We start from the raw sequence: 19,198 nt of genomic DNA, 5'->3' as shown, positions 1-19,198 counted from the left end.
TACCGTGATCTCGTTACCAATGGAAACGCCTGATGGGAGCAAGTCATGGCACGCGTAGCGATCGTCACCGGCGGGTCGCGGGGCATCGGCAGGGAATCCGCGGAGCGGCTCGCGTCGGACGGGTTCGCGGTCGTCGTCGTGTACGGCGGCAACAAGGACGAGGCGCAGGCCGCGGTCGACGCGATCACCGGCAGGGGTGGCCAGGCGATCGCGGCCCAGGCCGACGTCGCCGACGAGCAAGCCGTCGCGGCCGTTTTCGACACCGCGGAGAAGACCTTCGGCGGTGTCGACGTCGTGGTCCACGCGGCGGGCATCATGTATCTCGCGCCGGTGGCGGAGCTGGATCTCGACCGGCTGGACCGATTGCACCGCACCAACATCCGCGGCACCTTCGTGGTCGACCAGCAGGCCGCCCGCCGCGTACGCGACGGCGGCGCGATCATCAACTTCTCCACGTCGGTGCTCGGCCTCGCCCTGCCGGGATACGCCGCCTATGCCGCCACGAAGGGCGCCGTCGAAGCCGTCACCCTGGTCCTCGCCCGTGAACTGCGCGGCCGCGACATCACCGTGAACGCGGTCGCCCCCGGCCCGACCGCCACGGCGCTGTTCCTCGACGGCAAGGACGAGGCGACGATCGCGAGCATGGCGGCGCAGCCCCCGCTCGAACGCCTCGGCACCCCGTCCGACATCGCCGAGGTCGTCTCGTTCCTCGCCGGTCCGGCGCGGTGGGTCAACGGGCAGGTCCTTCGCGCCAACGGCGGCATCGTCTGACGCCCTCGTGAGTGGTGAAGACGGTTAGACGACGTCCAGTCGAGGTGCCGCGGCAGCGGACTGGGCGGCGTGGGCGATGGCATTGGCGTCGTTGAGGTTGTTGACCCGGACGGTGAAGGCGGGAACGGCCCGTTTGGTGAATTTCACCGTGTAGACCGAGAAGGTCTTGGCGGTCTGGGAGTAGAAGATGTGCTTCGTCTGATTCCAGTCGACCTCGAGGAATTGGCGGCGTACGACCCCGACGAAGAGGAACAGCAGCCGGCGATTCGTGCAGGCGAGCACGCCCTGGCCTTCGCCCTGTGCGGCGGTGAGCGCGAGTACCCGCTCTTCCGGCCGGAGGTAACCGGGGAGGAGGTTGACCTCCTTCATCGAGCCCACGAGGACTCCGCGCACGTTCTGCAACGCGGCGACGATGTCAGGGCGCATCGCCGGAACGGGAGCGGGTTGCGGCGCCTGTCGGGGCCGTTCGGCCACTGAAGGCGTGGGGGCCGGGCGAACGGCGGTGTGGAATGTCCAGCGGTGTCCGTCCCAGTAGCGCAGCAGGGCGTCGTCCAAAGGATCCGGAAACCACGAAGGAGGACGTTGAGGCGTTGGAGAGGGTGCGGGCGGTTGAGGTGCGTGTGTCATGTCAGGTCGCCGTCCGAAGACAGGTCACCGTCATCACCCGCGTCGGTGTTCGAGGCACCGGCCGGTGCGTGCGGAGAATCGGTGTCGCGTCGGGATGCTCGCCACTCGACGGCATCCGCGGTGTCCTTGTACTCGAGGATGTGGTCGTCACCGAGTTCGGTGAGGAGCTCCTTGACCCGCGCCGGTGTGGCGTAGAAGAACTCCCGGCGCGGGTTCACCATGTTGACGCGGTCCGCTGCCAGTCGCTGGTGTAGGGCCGTTTCGAGAGCGACGGCGTCTTCGGAGAAGAAGAGCCCGTGGACGTCGAACCGGAACGGAACGGACGCATCGCCGAGTTCTCGGACCCGGTCCATCGGTTCGAGCCGTCGGGTCATCCCGATCTTCACGACGTCGGGCCCGAACGCGCCCAGGTTCGAGATGACGTAGACATAGCCGGCGCGGATGTTGGCCGCCCGCTGCTCCACTCCGGCTAGGGCGTCGTCGACCGCCGCCAACTGCTCCTTCGCACGGATCTGGCCTTCGGTATCCCCCTTGGCCTCAAGTCGCGCGAGGACCGTGGCGTAGTGAGCACGCTCCTTGGCCAGCCGCGCACGCTCCCGCTCGACCTCCTTCATGACCTTCGCCTCTTCGCGCAGCCTGGCACGTTCTTCCCGCGCGGCTTCGCGTTCGACCTCGACCTTCATCAAGTAGTCGGCGGTCAGGTCGATCTCTTTGAGCCTGAGCCGGTGGTAGTCGCTGGAGATGACGATGCGCATCAGCGCGCCGAGCTTGCCGATCGTGTCCCGTGTGGTCGTCAGCCGGGTCTTGACGGATTCCACAGTGTGCGGCTTGACCACGCGGACCGCGTTGTCGGCTTCGGCGTTGTACGCCCGGAGCATCAACTTGGCCATGTCGCGGCCCAGTTTCTGGCCCTCTTTGACGGAGCCGTTGACCGCCCAATCGACCTGACAGGTCACTGCGTCGGTTTTCGCGGCGGTCTTGATCCGCGCCCGCAACTCGGTGAGCGCGTCCTTGTAGGCCAGCGCGTCTTCGAGCGGATGGGCGTATTCGTAGATGCCCACCTCCTGCAGCAACGCGAGTTCACGGGTCTCCACGAGCCGGGTCTGCAAGGACTCCAGCTCGGCCGCCAACTGCTGCCGGGCGGCCGTTTGCGTCGACTGTTCGGCCTTGGCCTGCTCGACCGTTGCTTTCAACCGGCGAAGGTCGGCTTCCAGCACGGCGGTCTCGGTGCCTCGAAGGTGGCCGACCCAATTCCTCAGTTCGGCGATCGTGGCGTGGGCCGCGGCGAGTTGCTGGTGAAGAGCGGCGACCTCCGCGCTCTGATTGTTGCCGAACAACGCCACGGTGCTTCCTCCCGGATCGGCGCCGGCCAAGATCGCCGGTTCCAGTGCTACTTCCGAATCTTGGAGAGAGCACGCGGTGTTACGCAGATCGGCGTGGGAGCCTCTGGTTCACTGAACCGGAGTAACGACTCTGGTCTGGTGGCGACTCACCACTCACGAGGTTCGGTGTCATCCACGCCGATCCCGCGAAGGTCGGCCGAAGTGAACACAGCGTCCGCCCGCTCGCCGAGCAGGATGCCGAGCACCAGTTCCATGGTGTCGACGTAGGACGCCCACAGCCTGTCTCGCAGTTCGTTGCTCCGGCTCATCGACGCGAGCACGGGCCCGTCCTGTCCGGCCCGTTCCAGCACCTTGACGAGCAGTCCGCCTTCGAGGAAGCCCGATGCCTTGACCCCCAGATGATTCCGGGCGGCACTGCTGAACAGCATGAACAGGACCGAGCCGTCGGCCCGGTCGGAGACGCCGTCCCAGGTCAGTTCGAGACCGAAGAGTGATTCCAGCCCTTTGAGCAGCCGTTCCCGATAAGCCTTGAGAGCGTCGTTGAACTCGCCCACGTCGTCGCTGAACCCGTGCGAGTAGTCAGGCTGGGCCGCGAGATACGCGAGGACGAACGCCCGGCGGTCATAACGCTTGATCACAGGCGAACGGTAACGAAGACAAGGGCGGGCCCGCCAACGAATACGGACCCGCCCTGTCCTTTGTGGACAGAAAGATCAGACGACGGTGCCCTCGGCGTCGTCGTCCGAGTCGGTCTCCTCGATCTTCCACTTCAGCTGGAACTCGACCTCTTCCTCACCGTCACCGCGCTCGTGCTCGATCGAGAACTGCGCACGCGCGGGGACGCGGAACCGCTCCCCGGCGATCTGGATGCGGAACGAGGTCTCGGACTCGAGCGCGTCGGCGAGCCTGCGCAGTTTCGCGACGACGTCGGCGGTGGAGTAGACGCGTTCGACGTCTCGGGGAGCGGTTCCGGTCACGGTTTCCTCCAGAGGTCCGACACCCTGGCCGGGTGTCCTGGCGTCATTCAATCGGGTGATCGACACCTGCGAGAGGCCGGGGTCACAGTGACCGGGCGAGCCGGAAGCCGACGTCGTCGACACGGAACGTGGGATGGCTGCGACGTCGCACCGAGGCCCGGCAGCTCCACTGCTCGTCGAACCAGCCACCGCCCTTCAGCACCCGGTACTCGCCGTACACCTCGGCGTCGTAGACGTCCCAGCACCACTCCCAGACATTGCCGAGCATGTCGTGCAGGCCCCACGCGTTGGGCGCCTTCCCGCCGACGTCGTGCACGGATTCCGCCGAGTTCTCCCGGTACCAGGCGATCTCGTCGAGCGGTCCGTAACGGGGGCCGGTCGTGCCGGCGCGGCAGGCGTGTTCCCATTCCGCTTCGGTGGGCAGGCGGTAGCCGTTCGCGGACCGGTCCCAGGTCGGCGAATCCAGCTCATAGACGGGAGTCAGCCCCTCGCGTTCGGACAAGGTGTTACAGAACAGGAGTGCGTCCTGCCAGGAGACGTCGACGAGGGGAAGCCGTCCGGTCTTCTGGGTGACCGGAACGGGGGCGAGCAGGAACGACGCGACATCGACGGTCCAGCTCCGCTGCGTCCGCCGGTCCGCCAGCGTCGCCCGGCCAGCCGGGACGGTGATCATTTCCATGGTCCGGCCGATGTTACCCAGCCCGCCTTCCGCAGAACGAACGGAAGCGGGACAAGTGCGATCGCCGCACTGATCCAGATGGCGTAGCGGTAGTCGGCCGTCGACTCCGTGACGAAACCGGCGAGCACCGGCCCGAGGAACGCGCCGACGTTGAGCGCGACCGTCGCGAACGAACCTCCGAGCGTCGGAGCTCCGGGAGTCACGTGCATGACCCGGGCCACGAGCGCGGAACCGCAGCCGAACGACAGTCCACCTTGGACGGTCGCCAGGACGAACAACGCGATCGGTTGCGCGCCGGTGGCCGCGAGTGCGGCCCAGCCCACCGGCAAGGCGCACAACGCGAGCACCAGACCGCGCCGGAGTTCGCCGTCTCCCGTCTGGCCCGCCACCGTGACACCGAGGAAAGCGCCGACGCCGAACGCCGCCAGGAGTCCGGAAACCGCTCCGCCGGGAAGGCGAGCGACGTCCGTCGCGATGACCGCGAGGAAGGCGAACGTCGCGAAGGTCGCGCCATTGACCAACGCGGCCAAGAGCATCGCCTGGCGGACAGGAGGTGTCTTCAGTTCGCGCGCTTCACGCTTGATCGAGACCTCGGGCGGAGTCGCCGCACTGGTGGGTGCCGAACGGAACACCAGCACCAGTGCGGGAAGGCACAACGCGGCCACCGCCCAGAACGCGGAGCGCCAGCCGGCGAGATCGCCGAGCACGGCGCCCGCGGGAACTCCGGCCACACACGACAACGTGATGCCCGCCAACAGGATCGCGGTCGCCCGCGCCTGTTTCCCTTGTGGCGCCAGAGCGGTCGCGACCGGCATCGCCACGGCGAGGAATCCCGCGTTGACCACCGCCGCGACGACCCGGGTGCCGAACAGCAGCGGGAAGCTCGTCGTGACCGCGCCGATGACGTGCACGACGACGAAAGCGGCCAGGAACCCGGCCAACGCCCGGCGCCGGGGCCAGCGCGCGCTGAGCACGGCCATCGCGGGAGCGCCGACGATCATTCCGACGGCGTAGGCCGAGGTCAGCGTGGCGGCCGCGCCCACCGGTACGTGCAGCTCGCCGGCGATCCCCGTTACGAGACCGGAGGCCATGAATTCAGAGGTGCCTTGCGCGAAAACGGCAAGGCCGAGGACATAGACGAACAGGGGCAACGGACGACTCCCATGGGAAAGGTGAGCAGGAGGAGCCGTGCGCTGGACAGGGTGGAACCCGGCCGGACGCACGGAACAGCGCTCCGGTCACCGGGAGGCGAGAGGACCTAACGGCAGGACACGACGACTCGCCGCCGGATGACCGGCGGCGGGGTTCTGTCCGACTCGGGGCTCGTCACGAGAGCGCACATTACACAGACGTCGCGCGACCGGTCCAACGGGTATTGCCGGACGCGGGGAAAACGGTGCTCGTTCCGCGTACCGGAACGGTTTCGTTGCCCGCTCGAATGAACCCGAGTAATGCGGTTTGACCTGCGGTTTTCGTGATTGTTTCGGTACTGGGAACCGCACTTGGATTCGGTTAACCTCGACTTCATGATTCCCACGGTTGTCTGGGGTACGGGCAACATCGGCCGTGCCTCCATCCGGGCCGTCGACGCGCATCCGGCGCTGGAACTCACCGGAGTGCTCGTGTACGATCCCGCGAAGGTCGGCTGTGACGCGGCCGCGCTCGCGGGGATCGACGGCGAACTGGGTGTGGCGGCGACCGATGACGTCGAAGCCGTCATGGCGGCGGGGCCACGGGCGGTGGTGTACGCGGCGTCCGGTGACATCCGGCCCGCCGAAGCGCTGGCCGACATCGTCCGCGCGGTCCAGGCAGGGGCGGTCGTGGTGACGCCCGCGCTCTACGCGCTGTACGACCAGCGCAACGCGCCGGACGAGCTACGTGAGCCGGTGCTCGCGGCGATCGCCGAGGGCGGCGGTTCGCTGTTCGTCTCCGGGGTGGATCCCGGCTGGGGCAACGACATCCTGCCGTTGCTGATCAGCGGGCTCGGCACCACCGTGGACGCGGTCCGCTGCCAGGAGATCTTCGACTACTCCACCTACGACCAGCCGGATTCCGTCCGCTATCTGGTCGGGATGGGGCAGCCGATGGACTATCAGCCGCCGATGCTGGCCCCGTCGGTGCCCACGATGGTGTGGGGCGGGCAGGTGCGGCTCATCGCCCGCGGTCTGGGCGTCGAACTGGACGAGATCCGCGAGACGCTCGAGCGCCGCCCGCTCGAGGAAACCGTGACCACGCGGGCGATGGGCGAGTTCGAGGCGCGTACGCAGGGCGCCGTCCGGTTCGAGGTGCAGGGGATCGTGGACGGCGAACCCCGCATCGTCGTCGAGCACGTCACCCGGATCCACGCCTCGTGCGCGCCGGACTGGCCGATGCCGCCCAGCGGCGACGGCGCGCACAAGGTGATCATCGAAGGCCGTCCCAGGATCGAGGTCTCCGTCGAGGCCACCGACGAGGGCGAGAACCGGTCCGCCGGCGGCAACGCGACCGCGGTCGGCAGGCTGGTCGGTGCCATCGACTGGCTCGTGGACGCGAAACCGGGCCTTTACGACGCACTCGACGTCCCCTTGCGACCGGCTACCGGCAAGCTCGGAAGGAGCGCGCGATGAACATCGACATTCCCGAGGGTAAGGACCCCATCGGCTACGTGTGGGGCGAGATGGTGCCCGGGATCGGCGTCGCGGCGTCGAATCTCTCGCTCGCGGTGTACTCGCACACCACACTGGGGCTGCGCGAGTTCGAGGCGGCCCGGCTGCGGATCGCGCAGATCAACGGCTGCGTGTTCTGCCTGGACTGGCGGACCGAACGCGACGGGGTGAAGGTCGAGGAGGAGTTCGCGGACGCGGTCACCGAGTGGCGCACCACCGACGCGTTCGACGAGCGGACCCGGCTGGCCGCCGAGTACGCCGAACGCTACGCGCTCGACCACCACGGTATCGACGACGAATTCTGGAAGCGGATGGCCGAGTATTACAGCCAGAAGGAGATCGTCGAACTGAGCATGAGCATCGGTTCTTGGCTCGCCTTCGGACGGCTGAACCACGTTCTGGGCATCGACACCGTCTGCGTTCTTCCGAAGATATGAGAATAGGCCGGGGTGGCGGCCCCGGCCTATTAGGGATCGTCGTCACAGATCGGTGGCGACGATCTTTTCGATGTTCCTTTCCGCCAATGCGGTAATGGTGACGAACGGGTTCACCGACGTATTGCCCGGAATCAACGCGCCGTCGATCACGTAAAGGCCCGGATAGCCGTGGAGCCTGCCGTAATTGTCGGTCGCCTTGCCGAGTACCGCGCCGCCGAGCGGGTGGTAGGTGAGGTGGTCGCCCCAGATCTTGTACGTGCCGAAGAGGTCGGTCCGGTAGATCGTGCCTTCCTTCGCGTTGATCTTGTCGAAGATCGTCTTCGCCATCTCGATCGAGGGCTGTTTCCAGGCGGTCTGCCAGTTCAGGTCGACCTTGTTCGCGCTCGGGTTCCAGGAGAACGTCGCGCGGTTGAGGTTCTTGGTGATCGACAGGTAGAACGAGGCGTAGGTCTCGATACCGGTCGGCAGCGGCGCGACCTCGGCGAACGCCCCGCCCGCCGCCCAGTTGTCGATCCCCGCGGTGGGGATGGACGACTGCAGGGCCCCGGTGGCGTCCCACATGTGGTTCGCCCGGCCGCACATGACGTTTCCGTTGTCGCCCCAGCCTTTTCCGACCTCGTTGTTGAGGTTGGGCAGGGCGCCGGTCGCCTTCAGCTTGACCAGGAGTTTGCTCGTGCCGACGCTGCCTGCGGCGAAGAAGACCTTGTCCGCGGTGACCGACTTCGTCGCCGTCACCGTGCCTCCGGTGTCGAGTTGTTCCATCGTCACGGTGTATCCGCCGCCGGACGCGGGCGTGACCGACGTGACGCGGTGCAGCGCCGAGATCGTCACCCGCCCGGTCGCCTTGATCCGCGGGAGATAGGTCTGCTGCAACGACTTCTTGCCCGCATTGTTGCCGTAGAGGATCTCCCCGGCCAGCGCGGACCTCGGAACGGTGCCCGCCTGTTCCTTCTTCATGTAGTCCCAGTCGTACACGTCCGGGACGAACAGGAACGGGAAACCCGACCGCTGCGCGTGTTTCCGGCCGACTCGCGCGTACTGGTAGCACTCGGCGGTCTCGAACCAGTCCGGGTCGATGGTGGCCACACCGAGACCCGCGTTGGCGCGCGGGTAGTAGACGCCGTACATCTCGTCCGCGTTGACCGTCGGTAGAACCGACCCGAAGTTCTCGCGCTTCGGCGTGACGGCCATCCCGCCGTTGACCAGTGAGCCGCCGCCGACACCCCGGCCCTGGTAGACGGTGATGCCACTGAACTCTTCGGCGTCGAGGATCCCGGTGTGGCGCGGGACGTCCTTGTCGAGCGGGAAGCCGAGGAAGTTGCTCAACGGCTGCTTGGTCCTCGTCCGCAGCCAGAAGGAGCGATAGTCGGGCTTGGTGGTGTTGGCGAAGATCTTGCCGTCCGTGCCCGGGGTGTCCCAGGCCATGCCGAGTTCGACGAGGTGGACGTCGACGCCGGCTTCGGCGAGCCGGAGTGCGGCGACACAGCCGCCGTATCCGGAGCCGATGACGAGTGCCGGGATTCGGGCGGCGTCGGCGATCGAACTTTTCGCGGAAGCCGTCCCACCGAGGGCGGCGGCCCCCAAGATAGAACCAGTTCCAGCAATAAAGAGGCGACGCGATAACTGTCCGGAAGCGCTTCTCCACATGGTTTCGTCGCTCACGTGATCTTCCTCACCGTTGAGGGATTTAGAACAAGTTATACCTGCGTCTATACCGAGTGGCAATAACGTCGGCCGATAGGCCACTATGTACTGCTGTGGAGTCCACTCGAGTTGATCGTTGGCTGTGGGCCGTCCGGCTGACCAAGACGCGTCCGGACGCCGCAGCGGCCTGCCGTGGCGGCCATGTCCGCGTGAACGGCAAACCCGCCAAACCGGCGACCACCGTCGTGGCGGGCGACGAGGTCCGTGCGCGGGTTCACGACACGACGCGGATCTTGGAAGTCACGCGGGTGATCCAGAAGCGGGTCGGTGCCGCCGACGCGGCGACCTGTTTCATCGACCGGACTCCGGCCCCGCCGCCCGAGGCCGCCGTGCCGGTCGCGCGGCGGGAGCGCGGCGCGGGGCGTCCGACCAAACGGGAACGTCGCGTGCTCGATCGCTTCCGCTCAGGAGAGCGCTGACCGTTCACATACGTGGACGTGATTCACATCCGTTGACGGACGCCAGGGACGTGAACTATAAAGACGGGGTCCGGGTGTACACGCCGCAACACCTTCCGTCAGTCCGTCACGGAGGTTTCGGGTGTCCCGAAAAAGTCCTCTTCGTCGTGCCGTCCTACCGGCGGTCGCCGCCGTGGTCGCCACCGTCGCGCTCCTGCAGGTACCGCCCCCGGCGGCGGACGCGGCGCCGGGACCAGGCGCGCTGACCGGCCTCGACCTCGGCGCGGCCAATCGCCGCGCGCCGGTCGCCGGCCTCTACGACTGGTCCAAAGCCGGATATCGCGGTGGCGCCGCGCTACCCGGCGCCGGTGAAGTGAATCCGAACGCCGCCTGCCAGGTCACCGCGGCCGAGCTGGCGAGCCAGTACAACGTCAAACCGGACGACGGCGCCGACGACACGAACGGGATCCAGGCTGCGATCGACGAGATCAAGAGCGCGTGCTCGCCGTCCGGGAGCTACACGAAGCTGAGCACGATTACCTTCCCGGCCGGCCGGTTCGACGTCACGCACGAGATCCACGTCGACGCCGACTACCTGATCCTGCGCGGCGCGGGCAAGGACACCACGAAGTTCGTCTACAAGCCGGACGCGAACACCCTGTACGACGCCCTCACCCCGGACGGTTCCGACTGGGACGAGGATGGGATGACCTCGGGTGCGGGCAAGGGCGGCTGGCTGTGGCCCGGCCGCGGGCTGTTCCGCGTCCAGTCCAGGGGAGTGCACACGTCCTACGCGAGCGACTACGCCGCCGCGCCCGCGAACCGCAAGGACATCTTCGAGGGCACGATCAACGTCCACTGGAAGGCCGGGGTGAAGCTGCGGGGCAAGCCGGGTGACACGGCGTTCGCCGCGCGGACGGGGGACAAGGTCGTCCACCTGGCGAGCAGCGGCGCGCTGACCTCGCTCGCCGCCGGCAACCTGGTCAACATCCGGGCGGCCAACTCGCAGAAGTTCTACGAGCAGCAGCAGGCGACGCCGACCACGTTCCCCTTGCTGAACATGCACATGCGCCAGCAGATCTTCACGATCGCCGCGCTCGACACCACGGCACGCACCATCACCCTCGACAAACCGCTCGAGTACGACGTCCCGGTGAACTCCACTTCGGACGGTTCGGCCCCGATCGACGGCGCCACCTACGACTCGAAGGCGGCGCCGCTGGTCGACCCGGTGCTCGGCGTCGGGTTCGAGGACCTCGGGTTCACCCAGGACATGCCGGGCCTGAACCCCGCGGACGCGAACAACAACTACGGCAACATGGCGCCCGCCGCGGAGATGCACGGGATCGTGTTCAAATGGGCGGCGAACTCCTGGGTCCGCGGTATCCGCGCGGACATGACCGGTTCGCACCCGATCGTCACCGAGGAGGCCAAGAACCTCCAGATCGTCGACAACGAGCTCAACGGTTCGTGGAACAAGGGCAAGGGCGGCAACGGCTACTTCCGCGGCTCCCGCGTCTGGGATTCGCTCTACGCGGGCAACACCTCGACCCTGCTGCGGCATTTCACCTTCCAGTGGTCCGCGGCGGGCAACGTGGTGATCGGCAACTCGTTCGACTCCGACCTGAACCTCCACGGCGGCTGGGAACGCAACAACCTCTTCGAGCTCAACACGGTCAAGGTCCCGTATGCGCACCGGTCCGGGAACTGCCGCGCCAACTGCGGCGAGGAGGGCGGCGGCGGTGCCGACGACTCGAACTGGTTCCCGATCTGGTGGGGCGCGGGCAAGAAGGCCGTCAAGTGGTCGGGCGGCTCCGGCTACCGCAACGTGTTCTTCAACAACGCCATGACCAAACAGCTCGCGGACAACGGCCCGTATAACGACTTCTACGCCGACCGTCACCGCGTCTACTCCTTCGGGTGGGACGGCACGGCCTACAAGCACCTCGACGTCGGCGGGACTCCGATCGCCGACTGGGCGAAGAACGAGCAGCGGGATTACACCGGTGGGCACGGGGTGGATGCGTCCAAGACGGATGCCGCGTCGTCGCTGTTCCTGAAGTCCGTCGACGGGACGCCGCCGTCTTCTCCGACCAGCCAGAGCCCGACCAGCCAGAGCCCCACGACGACCACGACCACGTCCGCCACGACGACGACACAGAATCCCACTGCCTGCCTGAACGCGACCTTCACCCGCAAATCGGTGTGGGACAGCGGCTACGGCGCCGGCTTCACGATCAGCAACACGTGCTCGGCCTCCGTGGGTTCGTGGGCGGTCGAGTTCGACCTGCCCGCCGGGACGACGATCACGAGTTCCTGGAGTTCGGTGCTGACCAAGAGCGGGCAGCACTACCGATTCGGGAACGCCACGTACAACGGGAGCGTCCAACCCGGCGGCACGGCGACATTCGGCTTCAACACCGCCGGTCAGGGGCTGCCACTCGCCTGCTCGATCGCCGGAACCAAATGCGGAGGCACGGAATGACGAGGAAACGACTGCTCGCCGCGATCGCGGCCACGGCGTCGGCGGCGGGACTGTTCGGCGCCGTCGTCACGGCCGAAGCCGCCGCCCCGAGCCTGACCGCGACGTTCGCCCAAAGCTCGGCCTGGGACAGCGGATACGGCGGAAAGTACACGTTGACCAACGCCGGCGACGCGAACAGTACACAGTGGACGATCGAGTTCGATCTGCCCGAGGGCACCGCGATCACCACGTCGTGGAGCTCGGTGCTCACCAGGAGCGGGCAGCACTACAAGGTCACCAACGCCGCCTTCAACGGCACGATCAAACCCGGCGCCACGGCGTCCTTCGGGTTCAACACCACGGGCCTGGGCCTGCCGACCGGATGCACGGTCAACGGCAGCCCGTGCGGGGGAGGAGTTCCGACCACGACGACCGCTCCGCCGTCGCCGACCAGCACGAGCACTTCGCCGACGACCACCACGACCAGCGTGCCGTCCGGGGACGTCGTCGACGTCGGCACCGCCGCGGAACTGCAAGCCGCGCTGGCCGGGGCGATCCCCGGCCGGACCATCCGGCTGGCGCCGGGAACGTATCGGGGTTCGTTCGTCGCGACGAAACCCGGCACGGCGGACGCACCGATCACGGTGACCGGACCGTCGACGGCGGTCCTGATCAACGACGGCCCGTCCGGTGAGGCACCGTCCTGCCCGGCCCCGACGGCGGGCTGGGATTCCGGGTACGGGTTCTGGCTGTACGGCGCGCCGTATTGGCACCTCCAGGGCTTCACCGTGCAGGAAGCCAAGAAGGGGATCGTGGCCGACAACTCGCACCACACGGTGATCGAAGGGGTGCGGGTGCACCGGATCGACGAGGAGGCCGTGCACTTCCGCCGTTCCTCGGCCGACAGCGTCATCCGTGACTCGACGATCAGCCACACCGGGCTCGTGCAGGCCGGGTACGGCGAGGGCGTCTACCTCGGCTCGGCGAACTCGAACTGGGCCTGCCACGGGAACTCCGGTGGGGTCGACCGAAGCGACCGGATCCAGGTGCTCAATAACCACATCGGACCGTACGTGGCCGCGGAGGGCATCGATGTCAAGGAGGGCACCGAAGGCGGCGTGATCCGCGGCAACACCTTCGACGGTCAAGGGATTTCCGGGCAGAACTCGGCCGATTCCTGGATCGACGTCAAGGGATTCGGATACGTCATCGAGGGGAACACCGGCACCTTCGCCTCGCCGGGAACCTTCGCGAACGGCTACGAGACGCACAATCCCGCCACCACCCTGTCGTTCCCGAACGGCTGCGGGAACGTCTGGCGGGACAACAAGTCCGATCTCGGCGGCGTCGGCCAGTACGCCATCAAGATCACGTCGGCGTCGAAATGCTCGGAACGGCCGAACGTCGTCTACGCGTCCAACACCGTGTCCAGGGCGGTGAACGGGCTGACCAACGTCCCCGTCACGCCTTGACGGACGCCGGTGACGGGAGCGGCGCGGCTCCCGTCACCGGCGGGTCAGTCCCGGACAGCGGTGATCGCGACGGTGGCGTAGCGCGCGGTGAACCGGCCGCCCATCCTGTCGACCGCCGCCCCGACTTCAGCGAGGATCTCTTGTCGCACTGTGGATTCGACCCAGGTCAGCGAGCCGAACGTCGGCAGCTGGTCCAGCCATTCGTCACGGGTGTAGACCCGGTCCCAGTCGTAACGGCTTCGTTCCGGCTCGCCGAACCCGCCCGCTTCGCGCAGACCGTCGGCGACCTTCACGATGAGTGGCCCGTACGGGTCAGAGGGCTGTTTCGGCACGCTCTTGAGGTCGATCGGGGCGTCCGGCACGAGCCGCCGGTAAGCGTCCGCCAAGGCGTCCGCGACCTCTTCCGGCGGTTCGGGTACGTGCCAGAACGCGGCGAAGAGTCCGCCGGGCCGTAGGACTTCGGCGGCCTTGGCGGCGCCGGCCACGGGGTCGACCCAATGCCAGGCCTGTCCGGAGACGAGCAGGTCGAATCGGCGTCCGGCGGGCTCCCAATCCTCGAACCTCGCGACTTCGACGTCGATTCCGCTCTGCCGGGCGAAGTCTGCCATCCTCGCGTCCGGCTCGACGCCCAGCACGTGACAGCCCGCGGCGTGGAACTGTCGCGCTTCGATGCCGGTGCCGACACCGACGTCGAGGGTCTCGCGGCCGGGCGCGGCGGCGATGAGGTGTTCGACGAGTTCCGGGGGATAGGCGGGCCGGGTCCGGTCGTAGCGTTCGACGTCCACGCCGAAGGATTCCGCGGCCTGTCGATGGCGATGAGGCTCTTGCCCCGAAGGTAGAGTGGGCATGCGCCCACCTTAAGTGGGCACTTGCCCACTCGTCAACGCAAGGGAGCCGAATGCCGACAGGAGTGGCTTTGCGCGCCGTCCGCGCGCAGTTGTTCGACGCCGCCGAACGCGTCCTGCTGCGGGACGGGCCGAGCGGGCTCACCAGCCGGGCGGTGACCACGGAGGCGGACTGCGCGAAAGGCGTACTGCACCGGCATTTCGACGATTTCGACGGTTTTCTCGCCGAGTTCGTGCTGGACCGGATCGAGAAGCTCGACGAGAAGGGGCTGAGGGAGTCCGTCGGCACCGGGACGGTGGTGGACAACCTCACCACGGCGCTCACGGCGGTGTTCGAGTCGGTCGCGGTCGCGATCGTCCCGCTCGTGATCTTCCGTGACGAGCTTCGTGCCCGGTTACGCCGAGAATGGCCCGCCGGGGTTCCGGTGCTGACCCAGGCCGCCGTCATGATCGGCGGCTACCTCGAGGCGGAGCGGGATCTGGGCCGGGTCGCCGAGGACGCCGACGTCGAGACTTTGGCCGCCACGCTCATCGGTGCCACGCATCTGCTGTACGCGGACCGCACCGCGCCCGCACCGGAGATCGCGCAGGTGCGGAAGGTGGTGGAGACGGTGATCGGGACCTGAAAAGGCGGCGAGTCCTCAGAGGACTCGCCGCCTCCCTCGGTGGATCAGGACTGCGCGGCGGTGACGGTGTGCCGCAGCAACAGCGACGTCGTGACGGGGCCGACGCCACCGGGGACCGGCGTGATCGAACCCGCGATCTCCTCGACCGCGGCCTGGTCGACGTCGCCGACGAGGCCGCCTTCGGGAGTCGGGTTCGTGCCGACGTCGATCACCACGGCACCGGGTTTGACGTGGTCCGCGCCGATGAAATGCGCGCGGCCGACGGCCACGACCAGGACGTCCGCGGCCTTGGTGACCGCCGCGAGGTCCTTGGTGCGCGAGTGGCAGACGGTCACCGTCGCGTGCTCGCCGAGCAGCAGCAGCGCGGCGGGCTTGCCGACGATGGTCGAACGGCCCACGACGGCGACCTGGGCGCCGGACAGGGCGACCTGTTCGCGCTTCAGGATCTCCAGCACCGCGGCGGCGGTGGCGGGAGCGTAGGTCGGGAGGCCGGCGGTGAGGCGGCCGAGGCTGACCGGGTTGGCGCCGTCGACGTCCTTGCGCGGGTCGATATGCGCGCCGACGTCGTCGAGCGTCACGCCTTCGGGCAGCGGAGTCTGGCAGATGATGCCGTGGACCGACGGGTCCGCGGACAGTTCGTCGAGCTCGCGGGTGACGTCCGCACCGGTCGGCTTCTCGAGCTGGACCACGCGGCAGTCGACGCCGACCTTCTTCGCGGCACGCTCGATCGAGCGCACGTACCAGGCGGTGGCGTCGTCGTCGGTCGGCACGAGCACGGCCAGCGTCGGGGCGGTGCCCGATTCGCGGAGCTTGGCGGCGGTCTCGGTGACCTCGGCGGTGATGGCGGCGGCGATCGCGCGCCCGTCGATCAGGGTCATCGGGCGAGCCTTTCGCGAACCTGGGCGATCAGGGCGTCGGCGCGCCCGGCCGCGGGGGTGTACTCGGTGAGGCGGGCCTCGGTCTCCTTGCGGAGCTGCTCGTCGGACATGGACGCGAGGTTGACCTCGACGTTGACCACTCCCGATTCAAGCGCGGACTTCGCGGACGAGGCCGCGACCGCGATGTCGGAGATGACGTTGGTGTTGGCGCCTTCGAGGATCGAGGCGGCGACGTCGATGACCTCGGCGGCGAGGGCGGCCGTGCGCAGCGGCACCTCGGCGGCGCCGACCAGCGCGGCCTGGATCGCGGCCGTGCGGGCCTGCTTCTCCTCGTCGGTGGCCTTGGGGAGCTTGTACGCGGCAACCACGGCGTCGAACGCGGCGGCGTCGTCGGCGGCGAGGCCGAGAGCCCGCGCGCGGAGGTCTTCGGCCTTGGCGAGCGCCTCGGTCATGGTGGCCTCGTGCTCGGCGTACTTCGGCTTGCCGATGGTCAGGTTGCACACCATGGAGACCAGGGCGGCACCGACCGCGGCGTTCATCGCGGCACCCGCGCCACCACCGGGCGTCGAGGCCTTCGATGCCAGCTCGTCGAGCCACTGACCGACCGGTTGAGCCTCCACGCGATGTTCCCTTCCCGCTGGTTTTGCCGTCGCGTCGAAGCCTACCCGTGCGTGCCCGGACAGCCCGAAGGCCACCTTCGCGACGATCAATGTCGGCGAAGGTGGCCTTCGGTGAAGGTGTTCAGGAACGCAGGTACTCCTCCCAAGTGAGCTTCGGCGACACGGCGGGGCCGTCGTCGGCACCGCGACCGGCGAGGCCGTTGTAGCCGAGGTAGTAGTCGCCCGCCTGGTGCTGCGCGCCGGACGACAGGTCCGGATCGGACAGTGCGATGGCGTGGATGTGGTAAGCGAAGCCCTGGTCCGGGGTCCGGACCCAAGCCGCGAAGCCGACCTGGCGCAGCTTCCGCGCGACGTCGGTCCGCGTGGTCGAGGACATGCCCTCGACACCGATGTCGAGCGCGCCGCCACCGTCGTGCGTCCCGGCCGAAGCACCGACGCCGCCGGGGTTGTACGAGCCCTGCGTGATGGTGAGCTGCCTGCCGAGCAGACCTTCGGCCTTCACCAGCATCGCCTTGGTCCGGGTGTTCATCGTCTTGCCGTGGTAGGTCAGGCGGCTACCCGCCGAGACCACCGCGGTGACGGTGTAACGGTTCTCGCCCAGCTTCTCGAGCGACGTCTTTCCCGGCAGGCCGGAGGCGTCGATCCCGGTGTAGCCCAGCGACTTCTGGTAGCTGGAGTACGCCGTGATCGTCGATGTGCCGAAATGGCCGTCGACGTATTGCTGGTCGAGCAACCCCTTGGCGGCCAGCGCCTGCTCCACCAGCAGCACACTGTCCTTGGCGCCGGGGGTCAGCGCGCTGTCCGCCCGGCGCGGGTCGATCTGCGCGGCCTTGAGCACCGCTTCCATGCTGGCCGTCGGCAACGCGGTCACTTCGGCGCCGGCCGGTGCGGCCACGCCGAAGGAGAGCGCGGTCGCTGTCGCGAGCACGGCTACCTTGGTCAACAATTCCTGCCTCCTGAACGGATCCGGTTGGTCCGGGCAGCATGGGCAGCGGGAGTACAAGGTCCGTACAAACGGATCTTCTTCAGGTTTGGTCGCGGCCGGTGACGAACAAGGTCACCGCCTCGGACAAAGTCCGGCAAGCCGGGTCATCGGGGTGTTTGGCGGCTTCTCGCTCGAGTGGGCGCAGCCGGTCTTTCGTGCGGACCGATTTGACCGTTTCGGCGCTTTCGATCGCTTGGATGCCGACGGACAGCGCCTGGTCGCCGTCCCCGCCGAGAACGTGTCCCGTGGCCAGCATGGCCAGGCACAGGGAACGGCTGCGCGCCATTTCCGGACCGTATCCGCGTACGGCGTCGGTGAGCGCGGCGATCGCCTGTCCGACATGGCGGCCACCCCGGCGCAAAGCCAGGTCGGTGTGCACCGAGCCCGCCATCGCGGAAACGTCGACCTCGGTGAAGAACCTCGCCCAGTCGGGTGACTCGGTGTCACCCTTCTCGGCGAATTCCTCGCCTGCTTGATCCATCAGCCCGATGGCGAGGTTCGCGTCGCCCTTCTTGGCGTAGGCCCAGCCCTGGTTCGCGCTCAGGATGCTCGCGGCCAGCTTCGAACCGGCTCGCTTCGCGGCGAGCCTGCCCAGCTCGAATTGCGCGAGGGCTTCGTCCATCACTCCGTAATGCAGATCGATCCGGCCTCGCCGGTAATGGATGTTCGCGATCAATTCGGCGTTTTCGCCGTCGGCGGCGAGCTCTAGCGCGACATCGAGATGATGGTGCGCGGCGCCGACGTGACCGCTGTCGAAACACGTCCATCCGGCGAGGTTGTGCAGATCCGCGACCGCGGAGAAAAGCCTGGCCCGCAACGGTTCGGAGATCGGCATCGCGAGCATTCGATGACCGCGCCGGATCCGGACCACGACCGCGTCGCGGCACATTCCGCCCCCGCATTGGTAGTCGACGGCGCGGAGCGCTTTCGTCTGTTTTTCCAGCGCCTCGACATCATGGTCCCGCACCCGGTCCGGAATGAGGTGGCGGCGGGAGGCGGCTTCAGGATCTGTCATGGTCGTTAACCCCTGACGTAACCCCAGCGCGATTTCGTGGCTCAAAGCGTAGCTCGGCCGAAGCGCCGCCGCGACTGTCTCACCTCGAAACTCAAAGTGCGCTCAGGTAAGAAGACAGGTAGTTGTACGGGTGTCGTCCAGGCGGAACGAGAGCAACCTGGTAGGACTTCCAGTGGATGCCGAAAGGTCGAGACCCACATGGTGCTAAGTGCTACACCGCCTTCGCGAGCCCGTCTCCGGTTGGTCTCCTCGGAGGACGCGCGTACGCCACCCCGGGCGGGTGGTCGTGTGGACCGGTACGGCGAGCTCGCCGACCGCCGGCTGGCCGCGATCCTCGCCGCCGAAGACGTGGCGGAGGAACACGGGTTGAGCGCACACGCGCGCACGACCTGCTACGTGCACCGGTGCTGGGTACACCAGTGCATCTCCGATCCGTTGCACGTGCTGGTCGTCACCGGCCATCGCTGGTGCCGGCGCTGCGACCGCACGGTCGACGTCGAGATCGACGAGACCTTTCCCGGATCGGTCGAACTCTCCTGCGACGGCTGTGGTGTCCCGCCGGACACGGTCGCGAACCGCGAGGTGCTCTTCGCTTGCCGGACCAGCCTCGTGGCCATGCACGGAGGCGAAGTGTCGACGCTTTATGTGGTGCCGGACCACTGAATCCGGACTGGGCTGACCGAGCGAACGGGCCACCGGCCTCGTTGACCGC

At 67.7% G+C, this 19,198-nt stretch carries 20 protein-coding genes and 1 pseudogene; 8 read left to right on the top strand and 13 right to left on the bottom strand.

The annotated features are described in order from the left end of the window. Window positions 1–45 precede the first annotated feature (45 nt). Complete coding sequence (locus tag ED92_RS15275) at window positions 46–771, top strand: SDR family oxidoreductase (RefSeq protein ID WP_037338364.1); 726 nt, start codon at window positions 46–48, stop codon at window positions 769–771. Between the two features lie 24 nt (window positions 772–795). Here the strand turns inward: ED92_RS15275 and ED92_RS15270 are convergent, their stop codons facing one another. The 7 genes and pseudogenes from ED92_RS15270 to ED92_RS15245 all read right to left on the bottom strand — a co-directional run bounded on the left by ED92_RS15270 (window position 796) and on the right by ED92_RS15245 (window position 5,548). Beyond that, complete coding sequence (locus ED92_RS15270; protein WP_235213323.1) at window positions 796–1,197, bottom strand: PH domain-containing protein; 402 nt, start codon at window positions 1,195–1,197, stop codon at window positions 796–798. 63 nt (window positions 1,198–1,260) lie between these two features. Beyond that, a pseudogene (locus tag ED92_RS43340) lies at window positions 1,261–1,398 on the bottom strand (DUF2510 domain-containing protein); the annotation flags it as partial. Beyond that, on the bottom strand, window positions 1,395–2,741 hold the full coding sequence (locus ED92_RS15265; RefSeq protein ID WP_037338363.1) for a DUF4041 domain-containing protein: 1,347 nt from the start codon (window positions 2,739–2,741) through the stop codon (window positions 1,395–1,397). The pseudogene ED92_RS43340 and the gene ED92_RS15265, both read right to left, overlap by 4 nt. Before the next feature lie 146 nt (window positions 2,742–2,887). Continuing rightward, window positions 2,888–3,379 (bottom strand): hypothetical protein, encoded by a 492-nt coding sequence (locus ED92_RS15260; RefSeq protein WP_037338360.1) that lies wholly within the window; start codon window positions 3,377–3,379, stop codon window positions 2,888–2,890. A gap of 75 nt (window positions 3,380–3,454) precedes the next feature. Then, window positions 3,455–3,718, bottom strand: coding sequence for an amphi-Trp domain-containing protein (locus tag ED92_RS15255; RefSeq protein ID WP_016334492.1), 264 nt, complete (start codon window positions 3,716–3,718; stop codon window positions 3,455–3,457). An 82-nt stretch (window positions 3,719–3,800) separates the two neighbouring features. Next, on the bottom strand, window positions 3,801–4,397 hold the full coding sequence (locus ED92_RS15250) for an SUMF1/EgtB/PvdO family nonheme iron enzyme (protein WP_037338357.1): 597 nt from the start codon (window positions 4,395–4,397) through the stop codon (window positions 3,801–3,803). Continuing rightward, the gene (locus tag ED92_RS15245) at window positions 4,388–5,548 is read right to left on the bottom strand and encodes a Cmx/CmrA family chloramphenicol efflux MFS transporter (protein ID WP_037338355.1); all 1,161 of its coding nucleotides are present in this window, start codon (window positions 5,546–5,548) and stop codon (window positions 4,388–4,390) included. Before ED92_RS15245 ends, ED92_RS15250 begins: the two co-directional genes overlap by 10 nt. A 375-nt stretch (window positions 5,549–5,923) precedes the next feature. Here ED92_RS15245 and ED92_RS15240 point away from each other — a divergent pair, with 375 nt between their 5' ends. Further along, entirely contained in the window at window positions 5,924–7,003 is a 1,080-nt protein-coding gene (locus ED92_RS15240) for a dihydrodipicolinate reductase (protein ID WP_037338352.1), read from the top strand. Then, window positions 7,000–7,479, top strand: coding sequence for a carboxymuconolactone decarboxylase family protein (locus tag ED92_RS15235; RefSeq protein ID WP_037338350.1), 480 nt, complete (start codon window positions 7,000–7,002; stop codon window positions 7,477–7,479). The genes ED92_RS15240 and ED92_RS15235 overlap by 4 nt, the downstream gene beginning before the upstream one ends. Before the next feature lie 42 nt (window positions 7,480–7,521). Here the strand turns inward: ED92_RS15235 and ED92_RS15230 are convergent, their stop codons facing one another. After that, window positions 7,522–9,063, bottom strand: coding sequence for a GMC oxidoreductase (locus ED92_RS15230; RefSeq protein WP_037338347.1), 1,542 nt, complete (start codon window positions 9,061–9,063; stop codon window positions 7,522–7,524). Window positions 9,064–9,236: 173 nt separating this feature from the next. On the opposite strand from ED92_RS15230, the gene ED92_RS15225 reads away from it, so the two are divergent. The 3 genes from ED92_RS15225 to ED92_RS15215 all read left to right on the top strand — a co-directional run bounded on the left by ED92_RS15225 (window position 9,237) and on the right by ED92_RS15215 (window position 13,517). Further along, on the top strand, window positions 9,237–9,602 hold the full coding sequence (locus ED92_RS15225) for an RNA-binding S4 domain-containing protein (protein ID WP_007029562.1): 366 nt from the start codon (window positions 9,237–9,239) through the stop codon (window positions 9,600–9,602). 121 nt (window positions 9,603–9,723) lie between these two features. Beyond that, entirely contained in the window at window positions 9,724–12,066 is a 2,343-nt protein-coding gene (locus ED92_RS15220) for a cellulose binding domain-containing protein (RefSeq protein ID WP_235213281.1), read from the top strand. Next, window positions 12,063–13,517, top strand: coding sequence for a cellulose binding domain-containing protein (locus tag ED92_RS15215; protein WP_081975801.1), 1,455 nt, complete (start codon window positions 12,063–12,065; stop codon window positions 13,515–13,517). The genes ED92_RS15220 and ED92_RS15215 overlap by 4 nt, the downstream gene beginning before the upstream one ends. Before the next feature lie 44 nt (window positions 13,518–13,561). Here the strand turns inward: ED92_RS15215 and ED92_RS15210 are convergent, their stop codons facing one another. Next, window positions 13,562–14,302 carry a class I SAM-dependent methyltransferase gene (locus ED92_RS15210; RefSeq protein WP_037338339.1) on the bottom strand — a complete coding sequence of 247 codons (741 nt, stop codon included), beginning with the start codon at window positions 14,300–14,302 and terminating at the stop codon, window positions 13,562–13,564. 113 nt (window positions 14,303–14,415) lie between these two features. Between ED92_RS15210 and ED92_RS15205 the strand changes: the two genes are divergently transcribed. After that, window positions 14,416–14,988 (top strand): TetR/AcrR family transcriptional regulator, encoded by a 573-nt coding sequence (locus ED92_RS15205; protein ID WP_037338336.1) that lies wholly within the window; start codon window positions 14,416–14,418, stop codon window positions 14,986–14,988. Window positions 14,989–15,032: 44 nt separating this feature from the next. Here ED92_RS15205 and ED92_RS15200 read toward each other — a convergent pair whose 3' ends face one another. The 4 genes from ED92_RS15200 to ED92_RS15185 form a co-directional block, all read right to left on the bottom strand. Next, the gene (locus tag ED92_RS15200) at window positions 15,033–15,866 is read right to left on the bottom strand and encodes a bifunctional 5,10-methylenetetrahydrofolate dehydrogenase/5,10-methenyltetrahydrofolate cyclohydrolase (RefSeq protein ID WP_037338334.1); all 834 of its coding nucleotides are present in this window, start codon (window positions 15,864–15,866) and stop codon (window positions 15,033–15,035) included. Beyond that, window positions 15,863–16,486 (bottom strand): cyclodeaminase/cyclohydrolase family protein, encoded by a 624-nt coding sequence (locus tag ED92_RS15195; RefSeq protein ID WP_037338332.1) that lies wholly within the window; start codon window positions 16,484–16,486, stop codon window positions 15,863–15,865. Before ED92_RS15195 ends, ED92_RS15200 begins: the two co-directional genes overlap by 4 nt. A 121-nt stretch (window positions 16,487–16,607) precedes the next feature. Further along, a complete protein-coding gene (locus ED92_RS15190) occupies window positions 16,608–17,432 on the bottom strand; it encodes a hypothetical protein (protein ID WP_037338331.1) in 825 nt (274 codons plus the stop codon). Between the two features lie 79 nt (window positions 17,433–17,511). Further along, window positions 17,512–18,486, bottom strand: a complete 975-nt coding sequence (locus ED92_RS15185; RefSeq protein WP_152610934.1) for a transcriptional regulator — start codon at window positions 18,484–18,486, stop codon at window positions 17,512–17,514. A gap of 288 nt (window positions 18,487–18,774) precedes the next feature. On the opposite strand from ED92_RS15185, the gene ED92_RS15180 reads away from it, so the two are divergent. Beyond that, window positions 18,775–19,149 carry a hypothetical protein gene (locus ED92_RS15180; RefSeq protein ID WP_235213280.1) on the top strand — a complete coding sequence of 125 codons (375 nt, stop codon included), beginning with the start codon at window positions 18,775–18,777 and terminating at the stop codon, window positions 19,147–19,149. The last annotated feature ends 49 nt before the right edge of the window (window positions 19,150–19,198 follow it).

The sequence above is a fragment of the Amycolatopsis sp. MJM2582 genome, assembly GCF_000754115.1.
GTDB lineage: Bacteria > Actinomycetota > Actinomycetes > Mycobacteriales > Pseudonocardiaceae > Amycolatopsis > Amycolatopsis japonica.
The sequence above is the reverse complement of the archived record's forward strand: the minus strand, read 5'-3'. Positions and strand labels throughout refer to the sequence as shown.